Raw genomic sequence first — 23,607 nt, 5'->3', positions numbered from 1 at the left:
CCCGGCAGTTATCTGCCGGGCCGTTTTTGTATGGGGCCGTGTTGATCCCACTTGCCGGGCCTAGTTTCCTGTGAAACCAAGAGACCATGGATACATTGCAATCACTCAGCCGCGAAGATGAAGCCGCGCGTGAGCGTCTCAATAGCGCGAGCGAAGACATGGTGCAGCGCACCTGTAGTTGGTCTGACATCAATACGGGTAGCTGGAACACAGCAGGTCTTAAAAGCTTCGCGCCTGTTCTGGCCGGAGCATTTTCAGAACTGCAGGCCCATATTGATGTCATCGAAACTGAGGGTTTCGAAGCCGTGGCCGATAGCGGCAAGACGGAAGTTCAAATGACAGGACCTGTCATTGAAGTCACCGCGCGGCCAGAAGCTGACGTACAGGTCATTATGTCCGGGCACTATGACACGGTGTTTCCGGAAGGCACTTTCGAGGGGGTGACCGACTTGGGGGACGGGCGTCTCAATGGTCCCGGCATGGCGGACATGAAGGGTGGCCTGTGCGTGATGTTGGAAGCGCTGAAAGCGTTTGAAGCCGGATCTTTGCGAGACCGACTAGGATACAAGATCGTTCTGACGCCGGATGAAGAAATCGGAAATTTTGCGAGTGCTGAATATTTGACCCGGGCCGCCAAGTCCGGTGCGATGATCGGTATGACGTATGAACCCGCCATGGAGACCGGCGCCATGTCGGGTGGCCGCAAGGGGTCGGCTGTTTTTGACATCGTGCTGCACGGTAAAGCGGCGCATGCTGGCCGCGCGAAAGAAGAGGGGCGCAGCGCGATAGAGGCAGCAGCCGAATTGGTGCTCGGGCTGGAGGCGATGAATGGCACACGCGACGGTGTTACCCTGAATGTCGGCTCAATTGACGGTGGGTCCGCCGTCAATATCGTGCCAGATCTCGCAGTCGTTCGGTTTGGCGCGCGCGCGCCGGATGCAGAGAGTGCTGAGTGGGCGACGTCTGAAGTTCGCAGGCTGTTTGAACGTGCGATCGCGCGCGATGGCATCAGCGGTCATCTTCACGGGGGCTTTTACCGTCCTCCAAAACCCAGAAATGCCGCGCAGCAGGCTCTGTTCGATGCGGTACATGCGACTGGGCAGGCAATCGGCCTCGAACTGGAATTTGTCGATACGGGGGGCGTGTGCGAGGGCAACAATATCTTTGCTGCTGGCGTCCCAAATGTCGATACTCTCGGAGTTCGCGGTGGTCGCATTCATTCCAATGAAGAATATGTGGTAACGGATAGTTTTGCTGAGCGGGCGACGCTGTCAGCGCTTTTGTTGAATCGACTCGCAGATGGCCGTCTGGATGCACGCCGGATCAAATCACTCATGGGTCAGTAAAATGTCTACACCCTATGTCATGCGCCCGTCGAAGCTGGAGGATCTGCCAGCTCTGATGGAACTTGCTGAACTGTCAGGCCCAGGGTTTACCAGCCTACCAGTCGACGAGAGTATTCTGGAAAAGAGACTCTCAAAGTCCGAGAAGGCGTTTGCAGGTCGTCTGGACCGGATCGAGTATGGAAAGTACCTCCTGATGATGGAGGATGCCGACACGGGCGAGGTGGTCGGATGTTCAGCGGTAAAAGCTGGGACAGGAATTGACCAGCCTTTCTTCAACTATCGGATCATCACACTGTCTCAAGCCAGCCAAGCTGCTGGCAATATGCGGTTCGACATGGATGCACTGGTGCTGACAAATGAATATGTTGGGTATACGGAAGTTGGTACGCTATTTCTGAAAGCAAATCATCGCGGGGGTGGGGCAGGTCGTCTTGCTGCGCAATCACGCTATTTGTTGATGGCAACCGACCCCGCGCGTTTCGGGACCAATGTGCTCGCGGAACTCCGCGGCGTGATTGATCAGAATGGTGTTTCGCCTTTCTGGGAGTGCCTTGGTCGTCATTTCTTTCGTATGGACTTTGACGAGGCTGACCGCTTGTCTGCGACCACGGACAATCAGTTCATCTGTGACTTGATGCCGAAATACCCAATTTACGTGGACCTGTTGCCGCCAGAGGCACGTGAGGTAATTGGGCGGTGCCATTCTGAAGGCGTAGGTGCGTACAAGCTCTTGCAGTGGGAAGGCTTCGAATTCGACCGCACCGTAGACATATTTGATGGTGGACCATTGGTCGCCACGCAGAAGCGACACTTGCGGACGATACGTGAGAGCCAGGAGGTGCGTCTGGAGGTGTTAAATGATGCAGGGGCACCAGAATTCAAGCAAGGACTGGTTTCGACCGACGAGTTGCCCGACTTTCGCGTGTGCCAGGCTGCCATTGCAATGCGCGACGATCAGACTGCGGTCACGACTGCAGACACTTTTGAAAAGCTTCAGATCAAGCCTGGAGCAAGAACCCGAATCTGGGTGAGGAGTTAGTGATGAACGACGCCGTCTGGATTGACGGGAGCTGGAGGCGTGGAAGCGGAGACGTATTCCAGAATTACTGTCCAGCAACTGGTGATGTGGCTTGGGAAGGTGCTTCCGCGACGGCCGGTGACGTACATGATGCCGTAGAAAGCGCACGCCGTGCATTTCACGGATGGTCTAGAATGCCGCAAAGCGAGCGCACAGCAATCCTTGAGGCTTATGCGGACGAGATTGGCAAGCGCACCGATGCGATTGCCGAGGCCATCAGCAAGGATATGGGTAAAGCCCTCTGGGAGTCGCGCGGTGAAGCTGCGACTATGAAAGCCAAGGTGGCTGTTTCGATTGCAGCTCAGGTGGAGCGCGCAGGCGGGAAAGTCCAGGAAGCAGCATTTGGCTCCATGCACCTGACTCACCGGGCGCACGGGGTAATGGCAGTATACGGTCCATTCAATTTCCCCGGGCATTTGCCGAATGGACATATTGTGCCCGCGCTTTTGGCTGGCAACACTTGCGTGTTCAAACCGTCCGAACTTGCGCCCAGCGTCGCCGCCATCATGGCGGATGCATTTGCTGCGGCAGGACTGCCCGCTGGCGTACTAAACATAGTTCAGGGTGGTCGTGAGACGGGCGGAGCGTTGTTGAACGCTGATATCAACGGATTGTTGTTTACGGGTTCTGCCAATACAGGCGTGTTCTTTCACAAACATTTTGCGGGTCGCCCTGAAGTCATTCTTGCGCTTGAGATGGGTGGGAATAATCCCTTGATCATATGGGACCCCGCAGACGTGGACGCCGCCGCTGACATCGCGGCTCAGTCTGCTTTTCTTACGACTGGACAGCGGTGTTCCTGTGCGCGCCGGGTGATCTTGCCGGAAGGGGCGTTCGGGGACGCTGTGATTGAGGCCATTGTAGCCCGTGCCAAGGGGTTAAAAATCGGAGCGTGGGATGAAGACGATATCTTCATGGGGCCACTCGTTTCCGAGCAAGCTGCCACAAATGCAGTCGAATTCCAGATGATGCTGTCCAAGAAAGGTGGGAAAAGCCTGCGCCGCCTGAAACGGATGGATCGGGGCGGCGGTTTTGTGACTGCAGGTGTGATTGACGTCACGAATGCCACGGACATCCCGGATGAAGAATTATTTGGTCCATTGATGCAGATTATTCGTGTACCCGACTTCAATAGTGCTCTGGAACGTGCAAATGCAACACGCTACGGCCTGTCAGGCGGATTAATCAGCGACGATGATGCGCTGTGGATCCAGGCGCATTTGGAAATGCGGGCAGGTATACTCAATCGGAATCGCCCGACTGCCGGTGCCAGCGGCGCGATGCCTTTTGGTGGGCCCGGTCTCTCAGGAAATTTCCGTCCGGGTGCCTACTATGCTGCAGATTACAGTGCCTGGCCACAAGCCAGCCAGGTATCTCAGACTGCCACGCGGATGACCGCGCAAGGTTTCCCAAAGTAGAACAGAACGAAGGATTGTGAGCGTGGCGCACGAAGTAAACTTCGACGGACTGATCGGACCCAGTCATAATTACGGAGGTCTGTCTGACGGAAATCTTGCGAGCGCGGCGAATGCGGGTGATATAGCCAATCCGCGAGAGGCCGCCTTGCAGGGTCTGGAAAAGATGCGGATGCTGATCGCACACGGTCTTGTTCAGGGTGTGCTTCCGCCTCTGCCACGACCGAACTTTGATCTTCTCGTCTCGGCGGGCTTCGGAGGAACGGATGCTCAGATCATTGAAGCGGCTTCGAGAACGGCGCCCGGACTGCTGAAGGCAGCGTATTCAGCCTCGAGCATGTGGTCCGCCAATGCCGCAACTGTCTCGCCTTCGGCAGATACGAGAGACGGCCGATTGCATCTGACGACGGCGAACTTGTCGACCATGCTGCACCGCGCGCATGAACATCCGGACGCGACCGCGAGTCTGATCTCGATCTTTTCAAATGATGAGAAGTTTGCGGTCCATGGTGCGCTTCCCATGCATCCAGATTTTTCGGATGAAGGCGCAGCCAACCATGTCCGCCTATGTTCGTCTCATGGGGAAGAGGGGGTAGAACTTTTCGTCTATGGCCGCGAAGCAGGTGAAAGTACGATCGGGTTCCCATCGCGTCAGTCAAAGTTGGCGAGTGTATCGGTCGCCCGTGGGCACGGGCTCAAATCCAATCGTTGTGTCTTCATTCGGCAGTCCCGTGCGGCAATCGACGCCGGAGCGTTCCACAATGATGTCGTATCGGTCGGTGCGTTGGATACACTGTTCTTCCATGAACTTGCATTCGAGGACAGAAATGGCGCGCTGGATGCTATTCGACGCGCGTCTTCCGGCCTGTTTGACTTCAAGCCCGTGATGGTTCCACTTGCAGAAGTACCCATTCAGGACGCCATTCGCGCCTATCTATTCAATTCTCAGCTCTTGAAGATGCCCGAAGAAGATCGCCTCGTGCTGGTCGCGCCTACAGAAACGGAAAATACTGAATCGACGCGCGCCTATTGCGAACGCCTTGTCGAAAGCAATGGACCAATCGGGAAGGTTATCTACGCCGACGTCCGACAATCCATGCGGAATGGCGGCGGTCCAGCCTGTCTCAGACTTCGGGTTGTCATGACCGATGATGAGATCGATGCCTGTCACCAGGGCGTGTTGATGGATGAGGAAACCATCGACGAGTTGCAGGAGGTTGTCCGACGAACTTTTCGGGACCGTTTGGCCCCTGCGGATCTGGCCGATCCCTTGTTCGCAAATGAGTGTCGAGAAGCCCGGGAGGCCTTGTTGGGTGTGCTTGATCTGGAAGGGCTCTGCTAGTGATCCGAGTTTATGAGTATTGGCGGTCTTCGGCGTCCTATCGGCTGCGAATTGCGCTGAATCTGAAGGGCGCCTCATACGAGACCATTCAGGTCAACATCGCTCCGGGTGCAGATGAGCAGCTTGGTGACGCTTATCATGGAGTGAATCCGCAAATGCGCGTGCCGGCCATTGAGGTCAATGGGCAAATCATCGGCCAGTCCATGGCAATACTGGAGTGGATCGAAGAAGCATTGCCGGGACCATCCCTTCTGCCGACAGATCCGATCGAGCGTCTCGAGGTCCGCGCATTTGCCGACACGATTGCCTGCGACATCCACCCATTGAACAACTTGTCGGTGTTAAAAGAGTTGAGGGTCAATTATGGCGCTGATGATGCGGGTGTACGCGCATGGTATCATGACTGGATCCGGCGGGGCTTCGATGCCCTGGAATTGCAGGTCGCAAAGCGGACGCCGAAAGCCTTTCTCTTTGGCGAAACTCCCGGGCTCGCGGAAATCACACTCATTCCGCAGATTTACAATGCCCAGCGATACGACATGAATTTGTCAGCATATCCGGCCTTGATGGCAATGGCGGAGAAGTGCCTGGCATTGTCAGCCTTCAAGAAGGCTGTTCCTGTAAAGCCTGAAGCCTAGTTCTCTTCACCATCGCGTTCATCATCGGTCTCACCGGGACGGCGAATGTCGACGATCTCGACCTCCTCGAAGTCACCGAGAGGCTCTGCCATCTTGCCGACATTCTCGTCGAGCCAGGTTGGAAATGATGCAATGAGGTCACCGCCGGGTGTGCCTTCGCTTGTCAAAATCCAGAGACCTTTTTTCTTGTGCGCCGGCACGACAATTTGGCAGCTCGCCGCATCGTTCAGGCGATCGCTGCAATAGGGAAGCGGTTCATCGACAGATGCAGGTTCGCCTGAAACAGCCAACGGGGGAATGCCATCCTTGGTGTCTGAAATGGACAGAAAGCCGCCGAAGCGTTCCCGCAGGGACGAGTCTTGTTCCAGGCGGGCAAGGATAGATTCCGGCAATGGGCGGTCATGAGCAATGACCAAGGCACGACCACGATTGTCGCGTCGGAGATAGGACTCGAAAGCGCGGGTCAGGTCGTCATGGGTCGCATTGTCTCGATAGAGGGGGGCATAGACCTCACCAATCAATCCGAGGGGGTCTTTCAGTGACTGGGCCTGACGACGCCCTCTGAGTTCACGTTTCTGCAATTCCGATTGCGTGGTGCCCTTGAGGGCCGAATCTTCACTGACGAGGAACACGTCGACACCCCAACCATCCACCCAGACAGGGGCCGTCTCCTCCACCGGGAGGGCAGACCAGCTTGAATCTTCTGCATATTTCAGAGGATCCAGTTCGAGTTGAGGGCGCGGCGAGATGAAGGTGTTCCAAACCCAAGGACCAGCGCCAATGGCCAGCACTGCCGCAATTGCGATCAATACAGTGAAACGTTTCATCTGCTATTCCTGATATGAAGTTTGTTCTGTGTGAAACAGGTCAGTCGGTCTGCAGGCCAGAATAGCCCGGTTGATCGACAGACAACTGGTCAAATGTGGTGGTTTTGAGGTGTTCCAACAAACCAGGTGTGGTCAGATCCATGTCGCCGCGTTGCAGCAGGGTGCAAAGCTGTTCATTCAGGTCGCGAGCGGATGCGGTGGCGTCTGCATCGAGTAGAGCCGCAAGTCGTTGCCGCTCGGCTGCTTCAGCGCTTGGCCGGATATCCAATTCTCTGAGAACAGTCGCGAGAACATTCGAGGCGACCCGCGCGTGAAAGGCGGCATGCCCCGTCAATGAAGGCATGGCGGTTTCGTCAATAAAGGCTTTCACCGCCGTGATCATCTCTTTCTGGGAAGGCGCGTCGTGCATGAATCAGGCCCTTTTCTCGAGCAGATTGATCAGATCAATCTCGGTTTCGGACACGCGTCGCCCAATGGCCGCACGTTCCACGCTTGGATCGGCGCCAGACCGGAAGGCTTCGTACATGATCATGCACATGATGCCCCATTTCAGACTTCCGAGGATTTCCCACCAGTCGATCTCCTCGGTGGAAAAAGTACGACCGCCCGCAGTCTGATAAGTCTTCAACAGCTCTTCCAGGTCTCCAAAACCGCCAACGCGGTTCTTTGAATAACCAAAGCGCCATGAATTGACGCAGAGCCAGGCAATGTCTTCGCGGGGATCACCAAGATGAGCGAGTTCCCAATCCAGTACGGCGGCAAGCCCCGTCTCATCGACGATCAGATTTCCAAGTCGGAAATCGCCATGTACGAGAACCGGGGGGACCGCGTCCGGTCGATTCGATTTCAGCCAGGCAATGGCAAGCTCGAATACCGGGCGAGGAATGTTGAAGTCGCGATAGATGGTTTCATATTTCGCAAGTTGGTCCAGGCCGCCACTCTTGGGCAAATCCGGCAAAGCTTCCGGAGGAATTTGGTGAATGGCGGCGAGCGCTTGGCCACACTGTTCTGTCAGTCTTCCGCGAGCGGCCGAGTAGATGTCATCTCGCAGAATCTTGCGGGCGATGGTCTGTCCCGGAATACGGTTCATCAGGAACGCTTCGCCAATATCGCTGTCAGGCTCGAATACCTGAACCACTTTCGGAGCAGGAACCTCTCCCTCAGCACAGGAGAGCAACTTCGCCTCAGTGCCCAAGCCGATGGCTTCGGAATTGCGGGCAGCGCTGACACCGCCCGGTACGCGGCGCAAAATCAGGTCGACAACTTTGCCGCCCTGTTCAACATCCAGGCTCCAGGTCTCTTGACTGGCACCTCCTGACAGGCGAACCAGCCGTTCAACGGTCGCGTCAGCGCCGTAAAATTGCCCGGCCCATGCCTGTAAACCCTTTAGAATCTGATCTTGGCTACCCATCTTGTCACAATTGCGCGGAACACCCATCCCGCCAAGGCGTAACGCCAAGTCACCCCTGACCGGACGCCGAAGGAAACTATTGATGCCGAAGTCGAAAAAGAGAGATTACGGACTTCTTCCTACGGAGCCGCCCCCACGAGTCAGCCTGTTCGGCTGGCTCAGGGGACGCTTCTTTGCAGGCATGTTCATCGCCTTGCCAGTCGTCGTGACATTCCTGATTCTGCAATTCTTGATCAGTGAAATCGACAAGCGCGTTGTGCCCTTACTGCCGGCGGCACTGAAACCTGAAACTTATCTCAATTACGCAGTTCCCGGTTTCGGACTGATCGTGCTCGTCGTGTTTCTTACCGTGCTGGGCGGCATTGCGACGAATCTCATCGGTCGTTCCGTCATCAGTCTGGCTGATCGCATTCTGACCCGTGTTCCCTTCGTCCGTTCGGTCTATTCGGCGTTCAAGCAACTGGTTGAAGTCTTTGCGAGTAACAATACCGAACAGTTCAGCGAGTGTGTTCTGATCGAGTACCCGAAGAAGGGCACCTGGTGTCTTGGGTTCGTGTCGAGCCCTGCGAAGGGCGAGCTGAAAACGGTTCTTGGGCCCGCATTTATAGGAGTATTCGTGCCGACGACTCCGAATCCCACGTCGGGCTTCTTGATGTATGTGGAATCGAGCGAAGTCGTACGCCTCGACATGACGGTTGAGGAGGGCGCTAAAATGATCCTTTCGGCCGGTCTGGTGGTTCCCGAGCATCTGCCGATCAAAGAGGGCGATGCAACATCGACTCAATCTACTCCGTCGCCGGAGCCTGAATCCGGGGCGTAAGGAGTTCCCGAACGAGCCGAAGTGCCTGGCCCCGTTCACCAGAAAGCTGGGGATCGCGACTTACGATGGCTTCGGCGTCCTTTTTTGCGATTTCGAGCAGCGGGGCGTGTCGCGCTAGATCGAGTACCCGATAATCTGTGGCCCCAGCCTGTTTCAAGCCCAGCATATCGCCGGGGCCACGAAGTTTGAAATCCGCTTCAGCAATTTCAAACCCGTCCTCTGTGCGCCGGAGCGTGTCGAGCCGCTCATGCGCTGTTTCGCCCAAAGGCGGCCTGTAGAGCAACAGGCAATAGGACGGACGATCACCCCGACCGACGCGACCTCGCAACTGATGGAGTTGGGCGAGGCCAAACCCCTCTGCGCGCTCGATCACCATGATCGTGGCTTCTGGCACATCGACGCCTACTTCGATCACCGTTGTTGCGACCAATAACCTGGTACGCCCTGCGCGGAAATCTTCCAGTGCGGCGTCTTTCTCTGCAGGCTTGAGGCGACCATGGACAAGCCCCACAGCCACATTCAATTGGTCGGTCAGAGCCGCATGACGGCCAACGGCAGTGGAGTCATCGTCGTCGACATCAACCTTGGGGCATACCCAGAAAGCGCGCTCGCCCCGACGCAACGCCCGACTCACGGCATCTACTACCTCATCCAGACGTGTGTCTGGGATCGCACGGGTTTCGACGGGGACGCGGCCGGGTGGCTTCTCATCCAGTATCGACACGTCAAGATCTCCGTGAACCGCCTGTGCCAAGGTTCGAGGGATCGGTGTCGCGCTCATGACAAGCATATGCGGACTGAGGGCCTTTCCAGCGAGGCGCATGCGGTCAGCCACGCCAAAGCGGTGCTGTTCGTCGACGATGACCAGACCCAGATTGCGGAATGCGACGGACTGCTGGAAGAGGGCTTGGGTGCCAGAAACGACGTGGATGCTCCCGTCGGCCAGTCCCATCAATATGCTTTCGCGCGTCGATGCCTTGTCTCGCCCCGTCAACGCGGCGACGGTGTAACCTAGCGGTGACAGAAGTCGATCCATGGTTTCATATTGCTGACGGGCCAAGACTTCCGTGGGAGACATGAATGCCGTCTGGAAACCAGCGCTCGCAGCTTGAACCGCGGCCATGGCACTGACCAGCGTTTTGCCCGCGCCAACATCACCCTGAAGCATCCTGCGCATGGGGGAGGTGGACGACATGTCGGCGGCGATTTGTTTGAATGCACGCGTCTGGGCGCCGGTCGGCTTGTAGGGGAGCGCGCGCAAGAGTGCTCGGTGAGATTCAGCACTCACCGGGACAGAGGGCGCCGCTCTTTTGGCGCGGCTTGCGCGAGCCAGCGCAAATGCTGATTCACGCGCAAGCGCTTCGTCATATGCCAATCGCTCGCGCGCCCTTTCAAACAGTTCGGGATCATACTCTATCGGTCCATGAAGGCAGCTCAGGGCCGCTTTGAAGCTCAACCAACCTCGCGCCTTGACCAAGTCGGGATCCGCCCATTCCGGTAAATCATCGGCGATATGATCCAGCGCTTGAACGGCGAAGCTGTGAACACGTTTGTTCGTCAAACCCGCTGTAAGACCATAGATGGGTTCGACAGCAGGAGGCATTGGGCCTTTGGCGGGATCAACAATGTGATCGGGATGGGTCATCTGGCGCTCGCCATTGAACTCTTCGACCATTCCAGACACGACACGCTCCTTGCCGATCGGAAATTGGCCTTGCAGCCATCTGCCGTCAGCCCGGAAAAAGGCAAGTGTGAGAAATCCGGTGCCATCGTACAGAACGATCTTGTGCGGAGATCGATCAGAATAGGGTGCGTTATAAGCATGTACTTCGCCGCGAAGGGTCGAGACCTCGCCGATCACCGCATCATCAATGTATTCTTTTACCCGACGATCCACCCAGCGCTCCGGCAAATGAAGCAACAATTCCCAAATACTGTCGCCACCTGTCAGGCGCTCCAGCACAGGCTTCAGCTTCGGGCCGACACCAGACAAACTGTCCAGGCCCTCAAACAAAGGAAAGAGTCGTTCGTCCCGCATCCCAACCAGACTATGCGCGCGCGGTGCGCTGCACAATCGCCGCTGTTTATTCCAGCTGCGCGTTCTATATGGTTTGGCAAATCAAAGGAGCCGAAGAATGGAAGCACGTCGCCGAAAACTCAAATTCAGGGCCTGGCGACGCGGATTCCGGGAAATGGACCTTCTCATGGGTTCGTTCGCAGATGCGCATATTGGTTCGTTCGGTGAATCAGAACTTGATGAATTCGAGGGTCTGCTCGGAGTTCCGGATTGGGAGGTCTATGCGTGGCTGATTGGCCAAAAGCCTGTGCCTGAGACTCATCGCGGTCCCGTGCTGGACCAACTCATCGCATTCCGATACGCCGCCCAAGGCGGTTAAGTCAGCCTTTCTTCCCATTTCTGTCGAATACATCGTGCCCATGACTCCTGTAGAGCTATTGAAATCCCTCAGCGGTCCGGCCGCCATCTCTGGTGCGCCGTTTGGTGCAGACCTGATTGCCTTTTGTGCCGCATTACAGAAGCGCGGCGGGGCGGGAGTTTATGTCGCCCGTGATGACAAGACAGCGGCCACAGCGCGGCGGGTGGCGCAGTTTGCCGAGCCCCGTCTGGAGCAGGTCGACCTGCCAAGTTGGGACACGCTGCCCTATGATCGGGTCAGCCCGACAGCGGGAGTCTCCGCTCGCCGATGCGCCGCACTTGCGCGGTTATCTCGCTATGACCCGGAGCAGGGTCCAATCCTGGTGGTCACCACCGCATCGTCGCTGGTTCAGCGGGTGCCTCCTGTTAGCGTGCTACGCCGGTCTTCATTCGCGGTCACGCTCGGCCAGTCCGTGAACCAGAAAGAACTTACCGAGTATCTTGCCGTAAATGGCTATTTGCGATCAAGCACCGTGCGCGAGCATGGGGAGTTCGCGATTCGGGGCGGGATCATCGATATTTTCCCGCCGACCTCTCCTGAACCGTATCGTCTCGACTTTTTCGGCGACACATTGGAAACCCTCCGCACCTTCGACACCGAAACGCAGCGGTCTACAGGGGATGCGAAAAGCGTCGCCTTTGCACCGGTCAGCGAAATCCTGTTCGACGATGATGTGCTGGCGCGGTTTCGCGAGAAGTACCTGGCCGCGTTCGGACCGCCTTCGGGCGACCCGGCTTATGAAGCCGCGCGCGCATCCATCCGGCGGCAGGGCGTGGAAGGCTGGCTGCCATTGTTTCATGACCACCTGGAAACAGTATTCGACTATGTGGGCTCAGACCCGCTTATAGGCATGGGCCATCTCGCCGGTGAAGCGTCCGCAGAACGCCTGTCGCAAGCTGAAGACTATCATGCCGCCCGTTTGGAGGCGGGTGAAGGAGATGTACGACAGGCGAAAGTGTTGCCGCCGGATTCGCTTTACCTGACTCCAAGGGAATTGGAGGCCGGGCTCGCTTCGCGAGCCACCGCACGTTTCTATCCATCCGAACCCAGCGCCGAAGCATTTGACTTGGGAGGCCGTGCTGGCCGTGATTTCGCCCCGGAACGCCTGCACGCAGATATCAATGTATTCGAAGCGGCGATTGCTCATGCCAAGCGTCTCCAATCTGACGGTCGCCCGGTTGTGTTTGCGGCATGGTCGGTTGGTTCAGCAGATCGCCTGATCAATGTCATGGCGGATCACGGCCTGACAGACTTGGCATTGGTGCATTCTCTCGACGCGGCAAAGAAGACTGACTTCACGGTTGTGGAAATCCCTCTGGAGTCAGGGTTCGAGACGCCGGACGTGGCTTTGATCTCGGAAGCCGACATTCTGGGCGACAGGCTGGCCGGGCCTAGGCGCAAGCGGAAGACAGCGAACTTTATATCAGATGCCGCCGCACTCAATCCTGGCGACCTGATCGTGCATATTGATCACGGGGTGGGGCGCTATGTAGGCCTCAAGACGCTGGACCTTACCGGCGCGCCGCATGACTGCCTTCATCTGGAATATGCGGGCGGTGACACAATATTCCTCCCGGTAGAGAATATCGACCTAATTAGCCGGTACGGAGCCGAAGATTCGGAAAACCAACTCGACCGTCTCGGTGGGGCAGGCTGGCAAACGCGTAAGGCCAAAGCCAAGAAGCGCATTCTCGAGATGGCAGCTGAGCTAATGCATATCGCCGCCGCCCGCGAGTTGAAACGAGCAGATGCCGTCAATGCCGGGCAGGGCCTGTATGAAGAATTCGCAGCACGCTTCCCCTATGAAGAGACTGATGATCAGTTGAATGCGATCGAAGATGTCATTGGCGATCTCGCGTCAGGCAAGCCTATGGATCGACTGGTTTGTGGCGATGTCGGTTTCGGCAAGACGGAAGTCGCATTGCGCGGTGCGTTTGTTGCAGCGATGAGCGGTAAGCAGGTCGCGGTGATTGCGCCGACTACGCTGCTCGCGCGTCAGCACTACAAGACATTTGCTGAGCGCTTTGCAGGTTGGCCTTTGAAGGTTCGCCAATTGTCACGACTTGTCGGTGCGAAAGAGGCTGCGGAAACGCGCGATGGGATTGCTGATGGCAGTGTAGATGTGGTGGTGGGCACACACGCAGTGCTCACAAAGACTATTGAGTTCAAGCGCCTCGGTCTGTTGGTAGTGGATGAAGAGCAGCGCTTCGGTGTAAAGCACAAAGAACGACTCAAAGAGTTGAAAGCCGACGTTCACGTCCTAACGCTGTCGGCCACGCCTATTCCGCGTACGTTGCAAATGGCACTTACAGGAATTCGCGATCTGTCGATCATCGCTACGCCGCCGGTCGACCGCCTGTCAGTGCGGACTTACATCACTGAAGAAGACACGGTTACTCTGAGGGAGGCCTTGCTTCGCGAGAAGTATCGTGGCGGACAGGCCTTCTTCGTGGCGCCGCGCATTCAGGACCTGGACAAGCTGGAACGCTTCCTTCACGACAATGTGCCTGAGGTTTCCTATATCGTTGCCCACGGCCAGATGGCGGCAGGCGAACTCGAAGACATCATGACAGCCTTCTATGAGGGCAAGTATGACGTGCTGCTGTCGACGACGATTGTTGAAAGCGGACTGGACATACCACGTGCCAACACATTGATCATACACCGGGCCGACATGTTCGGTCTTGCTCAACTGTATCAGTTGCGCGGCCGGGTCGGCCGATCGAAGCTGCGCGCCTATGCCTATTTCACGACGCCGCGCGACAAGGTGATCACCGAGACGGCTGACCGCCGTTTGAAAATCCTGCAGTCGCTGGACTCTCTGGGCGCGGGCTTCCAGCTAGCCAGCCATGACCTGGACATGCGCGGATCTGGAAACCTTCTTGGCGACCAGCAATCTGGTCATGTGAAGGAAGTTGGCGTGGAACTCTACCAGTCCATGCTGGAAGATGCCGTCAATGCGCTTAAGGCCGGAGCCAGAGATGACGAAGACTTTGCGGATGACTGGTCGCCGCAGATCAATACCGGAGCGGCCGTGCTGATTCCGGAAAGCTATGTAGAAGATCTGAACATTCGGCTTTCCCTGTATCGACGCCTGTCTGAGATTTCGACGGCTGCGGAGCGCGAATCCTTCGCCGCTGAACTGATTGACCGGTTTGGTCCGTTGCCAGATGAAACGAGGCAGTTGCTCGAAGTCACCGCAATAAAGGTACAGTGCAAAGTTCTGGGTATTTCCAAACTGGATGCCGGGCAGAAGGGCGCGGTCTTTGCCTTCCGCGAAGATACGGCACTCGATCCTGCGCGTTTGCTGGACGTTGTACGCAGTCGGCCGTCCCAGTTGCGGATCAGACCGGACTCCAAATTGGTTCACTCAGGACTTGGCGGCACACCCGAACAGCGTTTGTCGGGAATTCGTAGCTTTCTGAAAGAGCTCGAGGCTGCGGCTGGCCTGGTTCCGGCCTAGGCGGTTCTGGCTTTTTGGTAGACACCTGACCGAGCTTCAGACAACAGTCTGCGAGCGTCATGATAAGCGCGCTTTTCGGTAATGCGCCAGCCAAGACGTGCTGCAAGGTCTGGTGCCACCGCTTCCAACTCTCGAAACAAGCGTTCGCAGATTTGGACAGCACCTTTGTAGCCTGTCGCGGACAAGCTGATGGCAAACGTGTCCGGGTCGATGGTCACAGGTAGGTCTGTTTCTCGCATGTTTGACAGGACTACATTGGCGACGAGTTTTTTCTGGCGATGTGCAAGGCGATCATGTTGCGGATCGCAAATGACCAGAAGAGACAGCGGATCCCCTCGGTCTGCTGAAAGCTCGATCTGGTTCTGAAGATGCGCCTCAAAAAAGGTCTGGGAAAAGAGACCGGTTTCTGAATGGCAAATTGCTGACATGGACATGTTGTCTTTGACTTTAAGCGATTGCACTGCGGCACGTCGACCGTAGGCGTCGACATGAGCCGCCAGATCATGGGCGGGCGTGCAGGGTTCGAACACGTGAGACATGTATCGAATGATAGTTTCCAAACTATGCGAGGGTTCTGTGCCTTCACTGAGTAATCCGAGCAGAGGCGTATGTTCAAAATGCTCAATGGAAGCCGTCACCCAGTTGGCGAGCTTATGCAGGCTTCGAGGTTCCGACGGGATATCGAGCAAGATGGCTGCAAAGGCTCTTTGCCTGACATAGTCTGCCGCAGTATGGGCACTGAAGGCAGCCGTGACGGTAATTCCGCGTTCGCCGAGCGCAGCCTGCAATGCAAGAAAGCGTGAAGACCCATCCCCGAGATAGAGGAGGTCCGGCACCGTCTCAGCGGAGGGCTCGGGCAATGTCACTCCGAAAGTAGCAGCCGTTTCCCGGCGCAAGCGCAATTCCGACATGCGGGCGCTGCGCCGTGTGATGGCGTCGAGCCTCCCTCTCAGGACGGATAAATCGCGGTCACGCGGGATGAAGACAGCATTGGCAAAATATCCAGCCAAAGCCGGGTCACCCAGAATCAGAATTGGCCGAATTGATTGGCCAATGTCTTTGATAAACTGGATCAACGTGTTCTCATCGAGGCTTTGTGTATCCAGGAGCAATGCTTCCGATGACGAATATGAGATCGGTAAGTCTGCCCGAAACGGGCGCATGCGACCCGACCGGAGGCGTGACAGGATCATCTCCAGACGCGCACCTGCAGCCAATACTTCTATCGGTGGGTCAAGGTATGCGAGGTGGTTCATATGGCTCGTAAGGATTGTGTCGGGCGACGTTGCGGTACCCCTTCCTTTTGAGCCGCGCCGGCTTAATGATCCGCTAAATTGACCCGGTGAGACAAAAATAAAAGGTAGGATATGTCATGGCTCAAGGACCGTTGAATGGCGTTCGGATTGTAGAGTTCGCAGGTATTGGACCTGGACCCTTTTGCGGCATGCTGTTGTCTGATCTTGGCGCAGATGTGATTCGGATTGATCGGAAGGGTGATGGTCGCCCTGGCCGCGCAGCTGATGTGATGAGCCGGGGGCGCCGGTCCATCGGACTCAACCTGAAAGATTCTGCTGATGTCGAAACTGCGTTGAAGCTGATCGAGAAAGCTGATGGGTTGATCGAGGGTTTCCGACCCGGCGTCATGGAGCGCAACGGTCTCGGGCCTGATGTCGCGCTCGCCCGCAATCCGAAGCTGGTTTACGGGCGCATGACGGGATGGGGACAGACCGGCGCGCTGTCGCATGCTGCGGGACATGACCTCAACTATATCGCCATTACAGGTGCACTTCATGCGATGGGCGATGGCGACGGTCGCCCGCGTCCGCCGCTCAATCTTGTTGGCGACTATGGAGGCGGCGCGCTCTATTTGGCGATGGGCCTGCTGGCTGGCATCGTGAATGTGAAAAATGGCGGCGAAGGCCAAGTTATTGATGTGGCGATGTCTGATGGTGCGGCTTCACTGGCGACCATGTTCTACGGAATGAAAGCGATGGGTCTCTGGACTGATGACAGAGAGGCAAACCTTCTCGATGGCGGAGCGCATTTCTATGACACGTATGAGTGCAGCGATGGCAAATGGGTATCGATCGGATCGATCGAGCCACAATTTTACGCTCTGCTACTGGAAAAAGCGGGTCTGACCGATCCCGGCTTTCAAGCTCAAATGGACCGCTCGAAGTGGCCTGATCTGAAGCAAAAGATCATGGCGGTGTTCAAGACCAAAACGCGCGATGAGTGGTGTGAGATAATGGAAGGCACTGACATCTGTTTTGCGCCAGTCCTCTCCATGTCGGAAGCGCCATCCCATAAGCACAATGTGGACCGTCAGACGTTTGTGGAGATCGAGGGAGTGGTTCAGCCTGCGCCCGCACCGCGATTCTCCGCGACGCCCGGGGCCATCCAGGGGCGGCCAGCTGGATTGGGGGAACATTCTGGTGAGATCCTCAAAGATTGGGGAATTCAATAGACCGAGTTCGCCTCATAGATGAATGGGAGGCAACCGGACGAACTGCAAGCCGTTCAGGTTGACCCTGCTAGTGAATGTCTTGTTGGGCACAGGTCCTGGGCAATTTGTCTGGACGTCTGCTCAACGTCCTTCTTGCTGAACTTGGTCGTCCTGCGGGACGACCATTTTTCTTGCGCCAGGTGGCATTGTCCTTACGCTTGCGAAAAAAGCATCAAGAAGAACGAGGCGTCATGAAACATCTTCCCTATATTCTGCCCGCTCTGCTGCTGGGGGCCTGTGGCGCGGACATCCAACCGGAAGAACCGGCCACACCGCGCGAAATTCATGAACGCGTTCTTGTGATGGATTCGCATCTGGACACGCCCGCAAATTTCTCAAAACCGGACTTCGATATTCTCGCTGACAACCCTTCGCGAATTGGACAAGTTCAAGTCGACCTGCCCAAAATGGAGCGAGGGGGGCTTGATGGCGGGTTCTGGGTGATATTCACCCCGCAGGGGCCTTTGGATGAAGCGTCGTATGAGGCGGCGAAACAGGCAGCGTTCACACGATCAGACGATATCCTCGCAATGGTCGAGGCCCATCCGGACGCATTCGAACTGGCCTACACGGCTGATGATGCTGAGCGCATCGTTGCGGAGGGCAAGCGGATCGTCTTCCAGTCGATCGAGAACAGCTACCCGCTCGGCACTGACCTGACCGTGCTTGAGGATTTCTATGAACGTGGTGTGCGACTCGTTGGGCCGGTGCATTTTCGGGACAACCAATTTGCGGACAGCGCCACAGATTTGTCAGCGACGGACCTCGGTGGGCTAACTCCGCTTGGAGAAGAATTGGTCCGGGAGGCCAATCGGCTCGGCATGATGGTGGATGGCTCGCATGCCGCCGACTCGGCCGTTGAAGACATCATGGAAATCTCCACGACTCCGATCGTGCTGTCACATTCCGGCGTGAAAGCCCTGTACGACCATCCCCGGAACATTCCGGATGATCTGTTGCGGCGTGTCGCGGAAAACGGCGGCGTTATCCAGATGAATGCCCTTGGATCATATATCGAGAATCTCGAGCCCCCTGCAGAACGCACGACCGCGCTGGAAGAACTGGCTGCCTCGTATGAGGGACGTTCGCCTTTCGACCTTACCGACGAAGAGCGCAAGCAGTACATGGAACGCCGTGGCGAAATCGATTCGGCCTATCCAATGCCGCTTTCCTCGTTTGAAGTGTTCATGGAGCAAATGCTGTATGCGCTTGAGATCGTTGGACCGGAACATGTCGGTATGGGCGCAGATTGGGATGGCGGCGGCGGCGTTGCCGGCATGGAGGACGTCTCTCTCTTGCCAAAGGTGACGGAACGCCTGCTGGAAGAGGGCTATACAGAAGCTGACCTGGAGAATATCTGGGGCGGAAACCTGCTTCGAATCATGCGCCAGGCCGAGGCAGCAAAGGCCCAATAGGCTCATCAGGCCGGACTGAAGAAATTCGACCAGCGGTGACGTTGGAGTCTTGCAAAGAGACAGACCTCTATGTATGAGGCCTCTTTCCAATTCACGCGCATTTCGCGCCAAACCACTGGATACCTGTTATGGCAGTTCCAAAGAGCAAGATCTCGAAGTCGCGCCGCGGCATGCGCCGCTCGCACGACCGGCTGGATATGAACACATATATCGAAGATGCGGAATCCGGTGAACTGCGCCGTCCGCACCACATCGACCTGAAAACCGGCATGTATCGCGGGCGTCAGGTTCTTGAGCCACGTGACGATATCTAAACGACCCGCTGTTGCGCTTTTGAGCGCGCAGCCTTAAGGGTGCGAGCGCTTCCTGCCAGAGCAGGGGGCGCTTTTTTTATTTCTAGGCGCAAAGGTACAGCCACTCATGAGCGAGATCATCGACATCCATGCCCGGGAAATCCTGGATAGCCGAGGCAACCCAACCGTCGAAGTTGATGTGACGCTGGAAGATGGCTCTCTCGGCCGCGCGGCAGTCCCTTCTGGCGCTTCTACGGGTGCGTATGAGGCCCATGAACAGCGTGATGGGGACAAGGCGCGTTATCTCGGCAAGGGCGTGCTGAAGGCCGTTGACGCCGTGAATGGTGAAATCTTCAACGAACTGGCTGGTCTGGACGCAACCGAACAGCGCATGATCGACATGTTGATGATCGATCTGGATGGAACGGAAAACAAGTCCCGCCTCGGCGCGAATGCGATTCTGGGCGTCTCCATGGCACTTGCAAAAGCTGCTGCCGAGAGCTCGGCTATGCCCCTCTACCGATATGTGGGTGGACCCAATGCCCGCGTTCTGCCGACGCCGATGATGAACATCATCAATGGCGGCGCGCATGCTGACAATCCGATCGACATCCAGGAATTCATGGTCATGCCAGTCAGCGCAGAGAGCCTCTCTGAATCCGTGCGCATGGGTGCCGAAGTCTTCCATGCGCTGAAGAAAACCCTGAGTGATGCAGGCCACAATACCAATGTCGGCGACGAAGGCGGGTTTGCACCCAATCTGGCATCTACTGACGAAGCCATCGGTTTTGTGATGAAGGCTATTGAGAAGGCGGGATACAAACCTGGAGAGGACATGGCATTGGCGCTCGATGCGGCCTCTACAGAGTTCTACAAGAACGGCAAATATGAGCTTGCCGGGGAAGGGAAATCCCTCGGCTCCGACGAATTCGCAGCCTACCTGGCCGATCTTTGCGCCCGCTATCCCATCATCTCCATTGAAGATGGTATGGCCGAAGATGATTGGGATGGCTGGGTCGCCTTGACCGAATCAATCGGTGACAGGGTTCAGCTAGTGGGCGACGATCTGTTCGTAACCAATCCGGATCGTTTGTCTATCGGCCTTCAAAAAGGCGCGGCGAACTCCATTCTGGTGAAGGTCAATCAGATCGGCACATTGTCCGAAACGCTCGACGCGGTCGAATTGGCGCATCTTCATGGCTATACGGCGGTCATGTCCCACCGTTCTGGCGAGACAGAGGACGCAACGATCGCAGACCTCGCCGTTGCGACCAATTGCGGACAGATCAAGACGGGGTCTCTTTCTCGTTCCGACCGTATTGCCAAATACAACCAGCTGATTCGCATAGAAGAAGAGCTGGGACCTGTTGGTATCTTTGCCGGCCGCTCGCGCATCAACGCTGCCTAGCGGTCTGGGCCCGTCAATCGGGCCGGCGGCGATCACGCTCTCTTAACCATAACCGGATTAGGTGAGGTTATGAAATCGCGACTCGAGGCCGCCGGCCTGTCTCTTCTTGTGCTTTATTTCGCCTACCACGCGTTTGCGGGGGAGAAGGGGCTTGGGCGTTGGTCCGATGCCCAGATGGAGTTGGAGGATCGCAAGGCTGAACTCGCCAACCTCGAGAGCGACTTGAATCGTCTCCAGGTCGATATCAGACGCCTGACTCCGGGATCGGTGGATCCTGATTTCGTGGAAGCCATGGCGCGGGACAAGCTGGCTTTTGTCTATCCGAATGAAATTGTTCTCGTCTCTTCGGAACCAAGCTCTGCAAATTGACATAGTTGTTCTGACTTGTCGTTGCGTAATCGCGCATACATAAGTCTGGAAAAGGGTTGGAGCGAACTTATGGCGACTAAAGCAAGAAGTACCAAAAAGGCACCTTCAAAGACCAGCAAGGCGGAGATGCTGAAATATTATCGGGCCATGCTCCTGATACGCCGGTTTGAGGAAAAAGCCGGACAGCTTTACGGCATGGGCAAGATTGCTGGTTTCTGTCACCTTTACATTGGCCAGGAAGCGGTCGTGACGGGCATGCAAGCCTGTTTGAAGGATGGCGACCAGATCATCACAGGGTATCGCGATCATGGTCACATGTTGGCATGCGACATGGACCCACGTGGTGTGATGGCGGAACTCACAGGTCGCATCGGCGGGCTTTCCAAAGGGAAGGGCGGATCGATGCACATGTTTTCCAAGGAAAAGAATTTCTATGGAGGCCATGGGATCGTTGGAGCTCAGGTTCCGATTGGCACCGGCCTTGGATTCGCCAACAAATATCGCGGAACGGACAACGTTGCCCTTGCATATTTCGGGGACGGCGCCGCCAATCAGGGGCAGGTCTACGAAGCATTCAACATGGCGTCGCTCTGGGATCTGCCAGTCGTCTATGTCATCGAGAATAACATGTACGCGATGGGCACAAGTGTGGCGCGGCACGCCTCGGAAACCGAACTCTACAAGCGCGGCATTTCATTCGAAATCGAAGGCGAGGAAGTCGATGGCATGGATGTCATGGCTGTGCGCGAAGCAGGCGAAAAAGCCGTCAAATATGCTCGTTCCGGAAAAGGTCCGTACATACTGGAAATGAAGACTTATCGGTATCGCGGCCACTCCATGTCGGACCCTGCCAAATACCGGAAACGGGAAGAAGTCGACGACATCCGATCGCACCACGATCCAATCGAGGGCCTGAAGGGCCAGCTTCTTGAACTGGGACATGCAAGCGAAGACGAACTCAAGAACATCGACAAAGAGATCAAGGGCATCGTCAAGGAAGCCGCCGACTATTCTCTTGAGAGCCCGGAGCCCGATCCATCCGAACTCTGGACTGACGTCCTGAAAGACGTCGAGGTCGCCTGATGCCAGGAAAGAAAGCACCTCGACTGTCCGCCATCCTGTTTTCCGGAGCACATTAATGTCCGTAGATATTCTCATGCCCGCCCTGTCTCCGACCATGGAAGAGGGCACATTGTCGAAATGGTTGAAGCAGGAGGGGGACACTGTCTCCTCCGGCGACATCATTGCCGAAATCGAAACTGACAAAGCCACAATGGAAGTCGAAGCGGTGGACGAGGGCGTTTTGGCCAAGATCCTCATTCCCGAAGGCACCGAAGGCGTAAAGGTCAATGCCGTCATTGCCGTGCTCGCAGAGGAAGGCGAAGATGCCGCCAAGGTGGAAGCCAAAGGCGATGCTGGCGGCCAGGCCACCGAAGAGCCGGCCGACTCTGGTGAGGGTATGAAAACAGAGGAGACGGGCGACGAAGTCGAGGCTCCGAAGGCTGCCGTTTTGTCAGACCCGAGCATCCCCGAAGGCACTTCCTTTACCGACACGACGGTGCGGGACGCATTGCGCGACGCCATGGCTGAAGAGATGCGCCGTGACGAATCCGTTTTCGTAATGGGTGAAGAGGTGGCCGAGTATCAAGGTGCCTATAAGGTCACACGGGAACTGCTTCAGGAATTCGGCGCACGCCGTGTGGTGGATACACCGATCACGGAACATGGGTTTGCCGGGCTTGGGGTAGGGGCCGCCTTTGCAGGACTCAAACCCATCGTCGAATTCATGACCTTCAATTTCGCCATGCAGGCCATCGACCAGATCATCAACTCGGCGGCCAAGACCCTATACATGTCAGGTGGCCAGATGGGCTGTCCCATCGTATTCCGTGGCCCCAACGGCGCCGCATCGCGCGTGGGCGCACAGCACAGTCAGGACTATTCGGCATGGTATGGCCAGATCCCTGGGCTGAAAGTGGTTGCGCCATATGACGCCGCCGACGCGAAAGGCCTGCTCAAGGCGGCTATCCGCGATCCGAACCCGGTCGTATTCCTTGAACATGAGCTACTGTACGGAAACAGTTTCCCGGTTCCTGATCTCGACGATCATGTCCTGCCTATCGGCAAGGCGGCCATTAAGCGATCCGGCTCAGACGTAACGCTCGTCGCGCATTCCCGAATGGTTGGATTTGCGCTGCAGGCCGCCGAGACGCTTGCAGAGCAAGGCATTGACGCAGAAGTCATAGACCTGCGTACAATCCGTCCGCTCGACACAGAAACAGTGATCGAAAGCGTGAAGAAAACCAATCGCATTGTCTGTTGTGAAGAAGGCTGGCGTTTCTTCGGCGTCGGGGCGGAGATTGCGGCCACAGTGACGGCCGAAGCGTTTGATTATCTCGACGCACCACCTGCCCGTGTCCATCAAAAGGATGTGCCCCTGCCTTATGCGGCCAATCTGGAGGCGATGAGCCTTCCGAATGCCGATGATATTGTCGAAGCTGCGCGGAGAGTTTGCTATGTCGACTGAGAAACGAGAACTCAAATCGCCGCCATCTGTTGAGGGCGCTGACATCGCTCAGGAAATGATCCGGTTCTGGATCGCAGACAATACAGACCATGTAAGCCTGCGTGTCGGCGAAGCAGCTGATCCGGCGACGGAGCCAACCATGTGGGGCTTCATCCTGGGCGACATCGCCAAGCATGTCACCGACGCTTTCAAGGATCATCATCCAGACGGCCCTGAAAAGGAAGAGATCATCAAGGAGATCGTGACCGGCTTCCTGAATCGCATCCAGTTCGGCCCGAAATCACCGGGCGATGTCCAAAAGATGGGGGACTGAT

21 protein-coding genes are annotated in these 23,607 nt (G+C 56.5%); 16 read left to right on the top strand and 5 right to left on the bottom strand.

Annotation, left to right across the window (positions count from 1 at the left end; all coding sequences use genetic code 11):
• Positions 1–86: 86 nt before the first annotated feature.
• The 5 genes from B2344_RS00210 to maiA are packed head-to-tail and all read left to right on the top strand — an operon-like array spanning position 87 to position 5,819.
• Positions 87–1,346, top strand: coding sequence for a hydrolase (locus tag B2344_RS00210; protein ID WP_290482739.1), 1,260 nt, complete (start codon positions 87–89; stop codon positions 1,344–1,346).
• A 1-nt stretch (position 1,347) separates the two neighbouring features.
• The gene (locus B2344_RS00205; protein WP_290482738.1) at positions 1,348–2,385 is read left to right on the top strand and encodes an arginine N-succinyltransferase; all 1,038 of its coding nucleotides are present in this window, start codon (positions 1,348–1,350) and stop codon (positions 2,383–2,385) included.
• 2 nt (positions 2,386–2,387) lie between these two features.
• Positions 2,388–3,842 carry a succinylglutamate-semialdehyde dehydrogenase gene (gene astD, locus B2344_RS00200; RefSeq protein ID WP_290484400.1) on the top strand — a complete coding sequence of 485 codons (1,455 nt, stop codon included), beginning with the start codon at positions 2,388–2,390 and terminating at the stop codon, positions 3,840–3,842.
• A 16-nt stretch (positions 3,843–3,858) separates the two neighbouring features.
• On the top strand, positions 3,859–5,181 hold the full coding sequence (locus B2344_RS00195) for an N-succinylarginine dihydrolase (protein ID WP_349679766.1): 1,323 nt from the start codon (positions 3,859–3,861) through the stop codon (positions 5,179–5,181).
• Positions 5,181–5,819: a maleylacetoacetate isomerase gene (maiA, locus tag B2344_RS00190; protein WP_290482734.1), complete on the top strand. Its 639-nt coding sequence runs from the start codon at positions 5,181–5,183 to the stop codon at positions 5,817–5,819. Before B2344_RS00195 ends, maiA begins: the two co-directional genes overlap by 1 nt.
• On the opposite strand, the gene B2344_RS00185 is transcribed toward maiA, so the two are convergent.
• The 3 genes from B2344_RS00185 to B2344_RS00175 are packed head-to-tail and all read right to left on the bottom strand — an operon-like array spanning position 5,816 to position 8,057.
• The gene (locus tag B2344_RS00185) at positions 5,816–6,646 is read right to left on the bottom strand and encodes a hypothetical protein (protein ID WP_290482733.1); all 831 of its coding nucleotides are present in this window, start codon (positions 6,644–6,646) and stop codon (positions 5,816–5,818) included. The genes maiA and B2344_RS00185 overlap by 4 nt on opposite strands.
• Positions 6,647–6,686: 40 nt before the next feature.
• On the bottom strand, positions 6,687–7,055 hold the full coding sequence (locus B2344_RS00180) for a DUF6285 domain-containing protein (RefSeq protein ID WP_290482732.1): 369 nt from the start codon (positions 7,053–7,055) through the stop codon (positions 6,687–6,689).
• A gap of 3 nt (positions 7,056–7,058) precedes the next feature.
• Positions 7,059–8,057, bottom strand: coding sequence for a phosphotransferase family protein (locus B2344_RS00175; protein WP_290484398.1), 999 nt, complete (start codon positions 8,055–8,057; stop codon positions 7,059–7,061).
• Between the two features lie 82 nt (positions 8,058–8,139).
• On the opposite strand from B2344_RS00175, the gene B2344_RS00170 reads away from it, so the two are divergent.
• Positions 8,140–8,877, top strand: coding sequence for a DUF502 domain-containing protein (locus B2344_RS00170; RefSeq protein ID WP_290484397.1), 738 nt, complete (start codon positions 8,140–8,142; stop codon positions 8,875–8,877).
• Here the strand turns inward: B2344_RS00170 and recG are convergent.
• Entirely contained in the window at positions 8,843–10,915 is a 2,073-nt protein-coding gene (gene recG / locus B2344_RS00165; protein ID WP_290484396.1) for an ATP-dependent DNA helicase RecG, read from the bottom strand. The genes B2344_RS00170 and recG overlap by 35 nt on opposite strands.
• A gap of 154 nt (positions 10,916–11,069) precedes the next feature.
• Between recG and B2344_RS00160 the strand changes: the two genes are divergently transcribed.
• Positions 11,070–11,273, top strand: a complete 204-nt coding sequence (locus B2344_RS00160; protein ID WP_414651608.1) for a succinate dehydrogenase assembly factor 2 — start codon at positions 11,070–11,072, stop codon at positions 11,271–11,273.
• Positions 11,274–11,313: 40 nt separating this feature from the next.
• Complete coding sequence (mfd, locus tag B2344_RS00155) at positions 11,314–14,775, top strand: transcription-repair coupling factor (protein WP_290484395.1); 3,462 nt, start codon at positions 11,314–11,316, stop codon at positions 14,773–14,775.
• Here the strand turns inward: mfd and B2344_RS00150 are convergent.
• Positions 14,772–16,031, bottom strand: a complete 1,260-nt coding sequence (locus tag B2344_RS00150; RefSeq protein WP_290484394.1) for a hypothetical protein — start codon at positions 16,029–16,031, stop codon at positions 14,772–14,774. The genes mfd and B2344_RS00150 overlap by 4 nt on opposite strands.
• Positions 16,032–16,147: 116 nt before the next feature.
• Here B2344_RS00150 and B2344_RS00145 point away from each other — a divergent pair, with 116 nt between their 5' ends.
• The 8 genes from B2344_RS00145 to B2344_RS00110 all read left to right on the top strand — a co-directional run bounded on the left by B2344_RS00145 (position 16,148) and on the right by B2344_RS00110 (position 23,606).
• Entirely contained in the window at positions 16,148–17,242 is a 1,095-nt protein-coding gene (locus B2344_RS00145; protein ID WP_290484393.1) for a CaiB/BaiF CoA transferase family protein, read from the top strand.
• A gap of 230 nt (positions 17,243–17,472) precedes the next feature.
• Positions 17,473–18,696, top strand: coding sequence for a dipeptidase (locus tag B2344_RS00140; protein WP_290483475.1), 1,224 nt, complete (start codon positions 17,473–17,475; stop codon positions 18,694–18,696).
• Between the two features lie 128 nt (positions 18,697–18,824).
• Positions 18,825–19,010 carry a 50S ribosomal protein L32 gene (gene rpmF / locus B2344_RS00135; RefSeq protein ID WP_034812412.1) on the top strand — a complete coding sequence of 62 codons (186 nt, stop codon included), beginning with the start codon at positions 18,825–18,827 and terminating at the stop codon, positions 19,008–19,010.
• 106 nt (positions 19,011–19,116) lie between these two features.
• The gene (gene eno / locus B2344_RS00130; RefSeq protein WP_290478822.1) at positions 19,117–20,397 is read left to right on the top strand and encodes a phosphopyruvate hydratase; all 1,281 of its coding nucleotides are present in this window, start codon (positions 19,117–19,119) and stop codon (positions 20,395–20,397) included.
• A gap of 69 nt (positions 20,398–20,466) precedes the next feature.
• Complete coding sequence (locus B2344_RS00125; RefSeq protein ID WP_290483476.1) at positions 20,467–20,766, top strand: FtsB family cell division protein; 300 nt, start codon at positions 20,467–20,469, stop codon at positions 20,764–20,766.
• 69 nt (positions 20,767–20,835) lie between these two features.
• Positions 20,836–21,849 carry a pyruvate dehydrogenase (acetyl-transferring) E1 component subunit alpha gene (gene pdhA, locus B2344_RS00120; protein WP_034812406.1) on the top strand — a complete coding sequence of 338 codons (1,014 nt, stop codon included), beginning with the start codon at positions 20,836–20,838 and terminating at the stop codon, positions 21,847–21,849.
• A 55-nt stretch (positions 21,850–21,904) separates the two neighbouring features.
• Positions 21,905–23,293 (top strand): pyruvate dehydrogenase complex E1 component subunit beta, encoded by a 1,389-nt coding sequence (locus B2344_RS00115; RefSeq protein WP_290483477.1) that lies wholly within the window; start codon positions 21,905–21,907, stop codon positions 23,291–23,293.
• Complete coding sequence (locus tag B2344_RS00110; protein ID WP_206990456.1) at positions 23,283–23,606, top strand: DUF5076 domain-containing protein; 324 nt, start codon at positions 23,283–23,285, stop codon at positions 23,604–23,606. Before B2344_RS00115 ends, B2344_RS00110 begins: the two co-directional genes overlap by 11 nt.
• Position 23,607: the final 1 nt, after the last annotated feature.

This window comes from Hyphomonas sp. UBA3195 (genome assembly GCF_002366485.1).
GTDB lineage: Bacteria > Pseudomonadota > Alphaproteobacteria > Caulobacterales > Hyphomonadaceae > Hyphomonas.
This window is presented reverse-complemented; position numbering and strand designations above follow the sequence as displayed.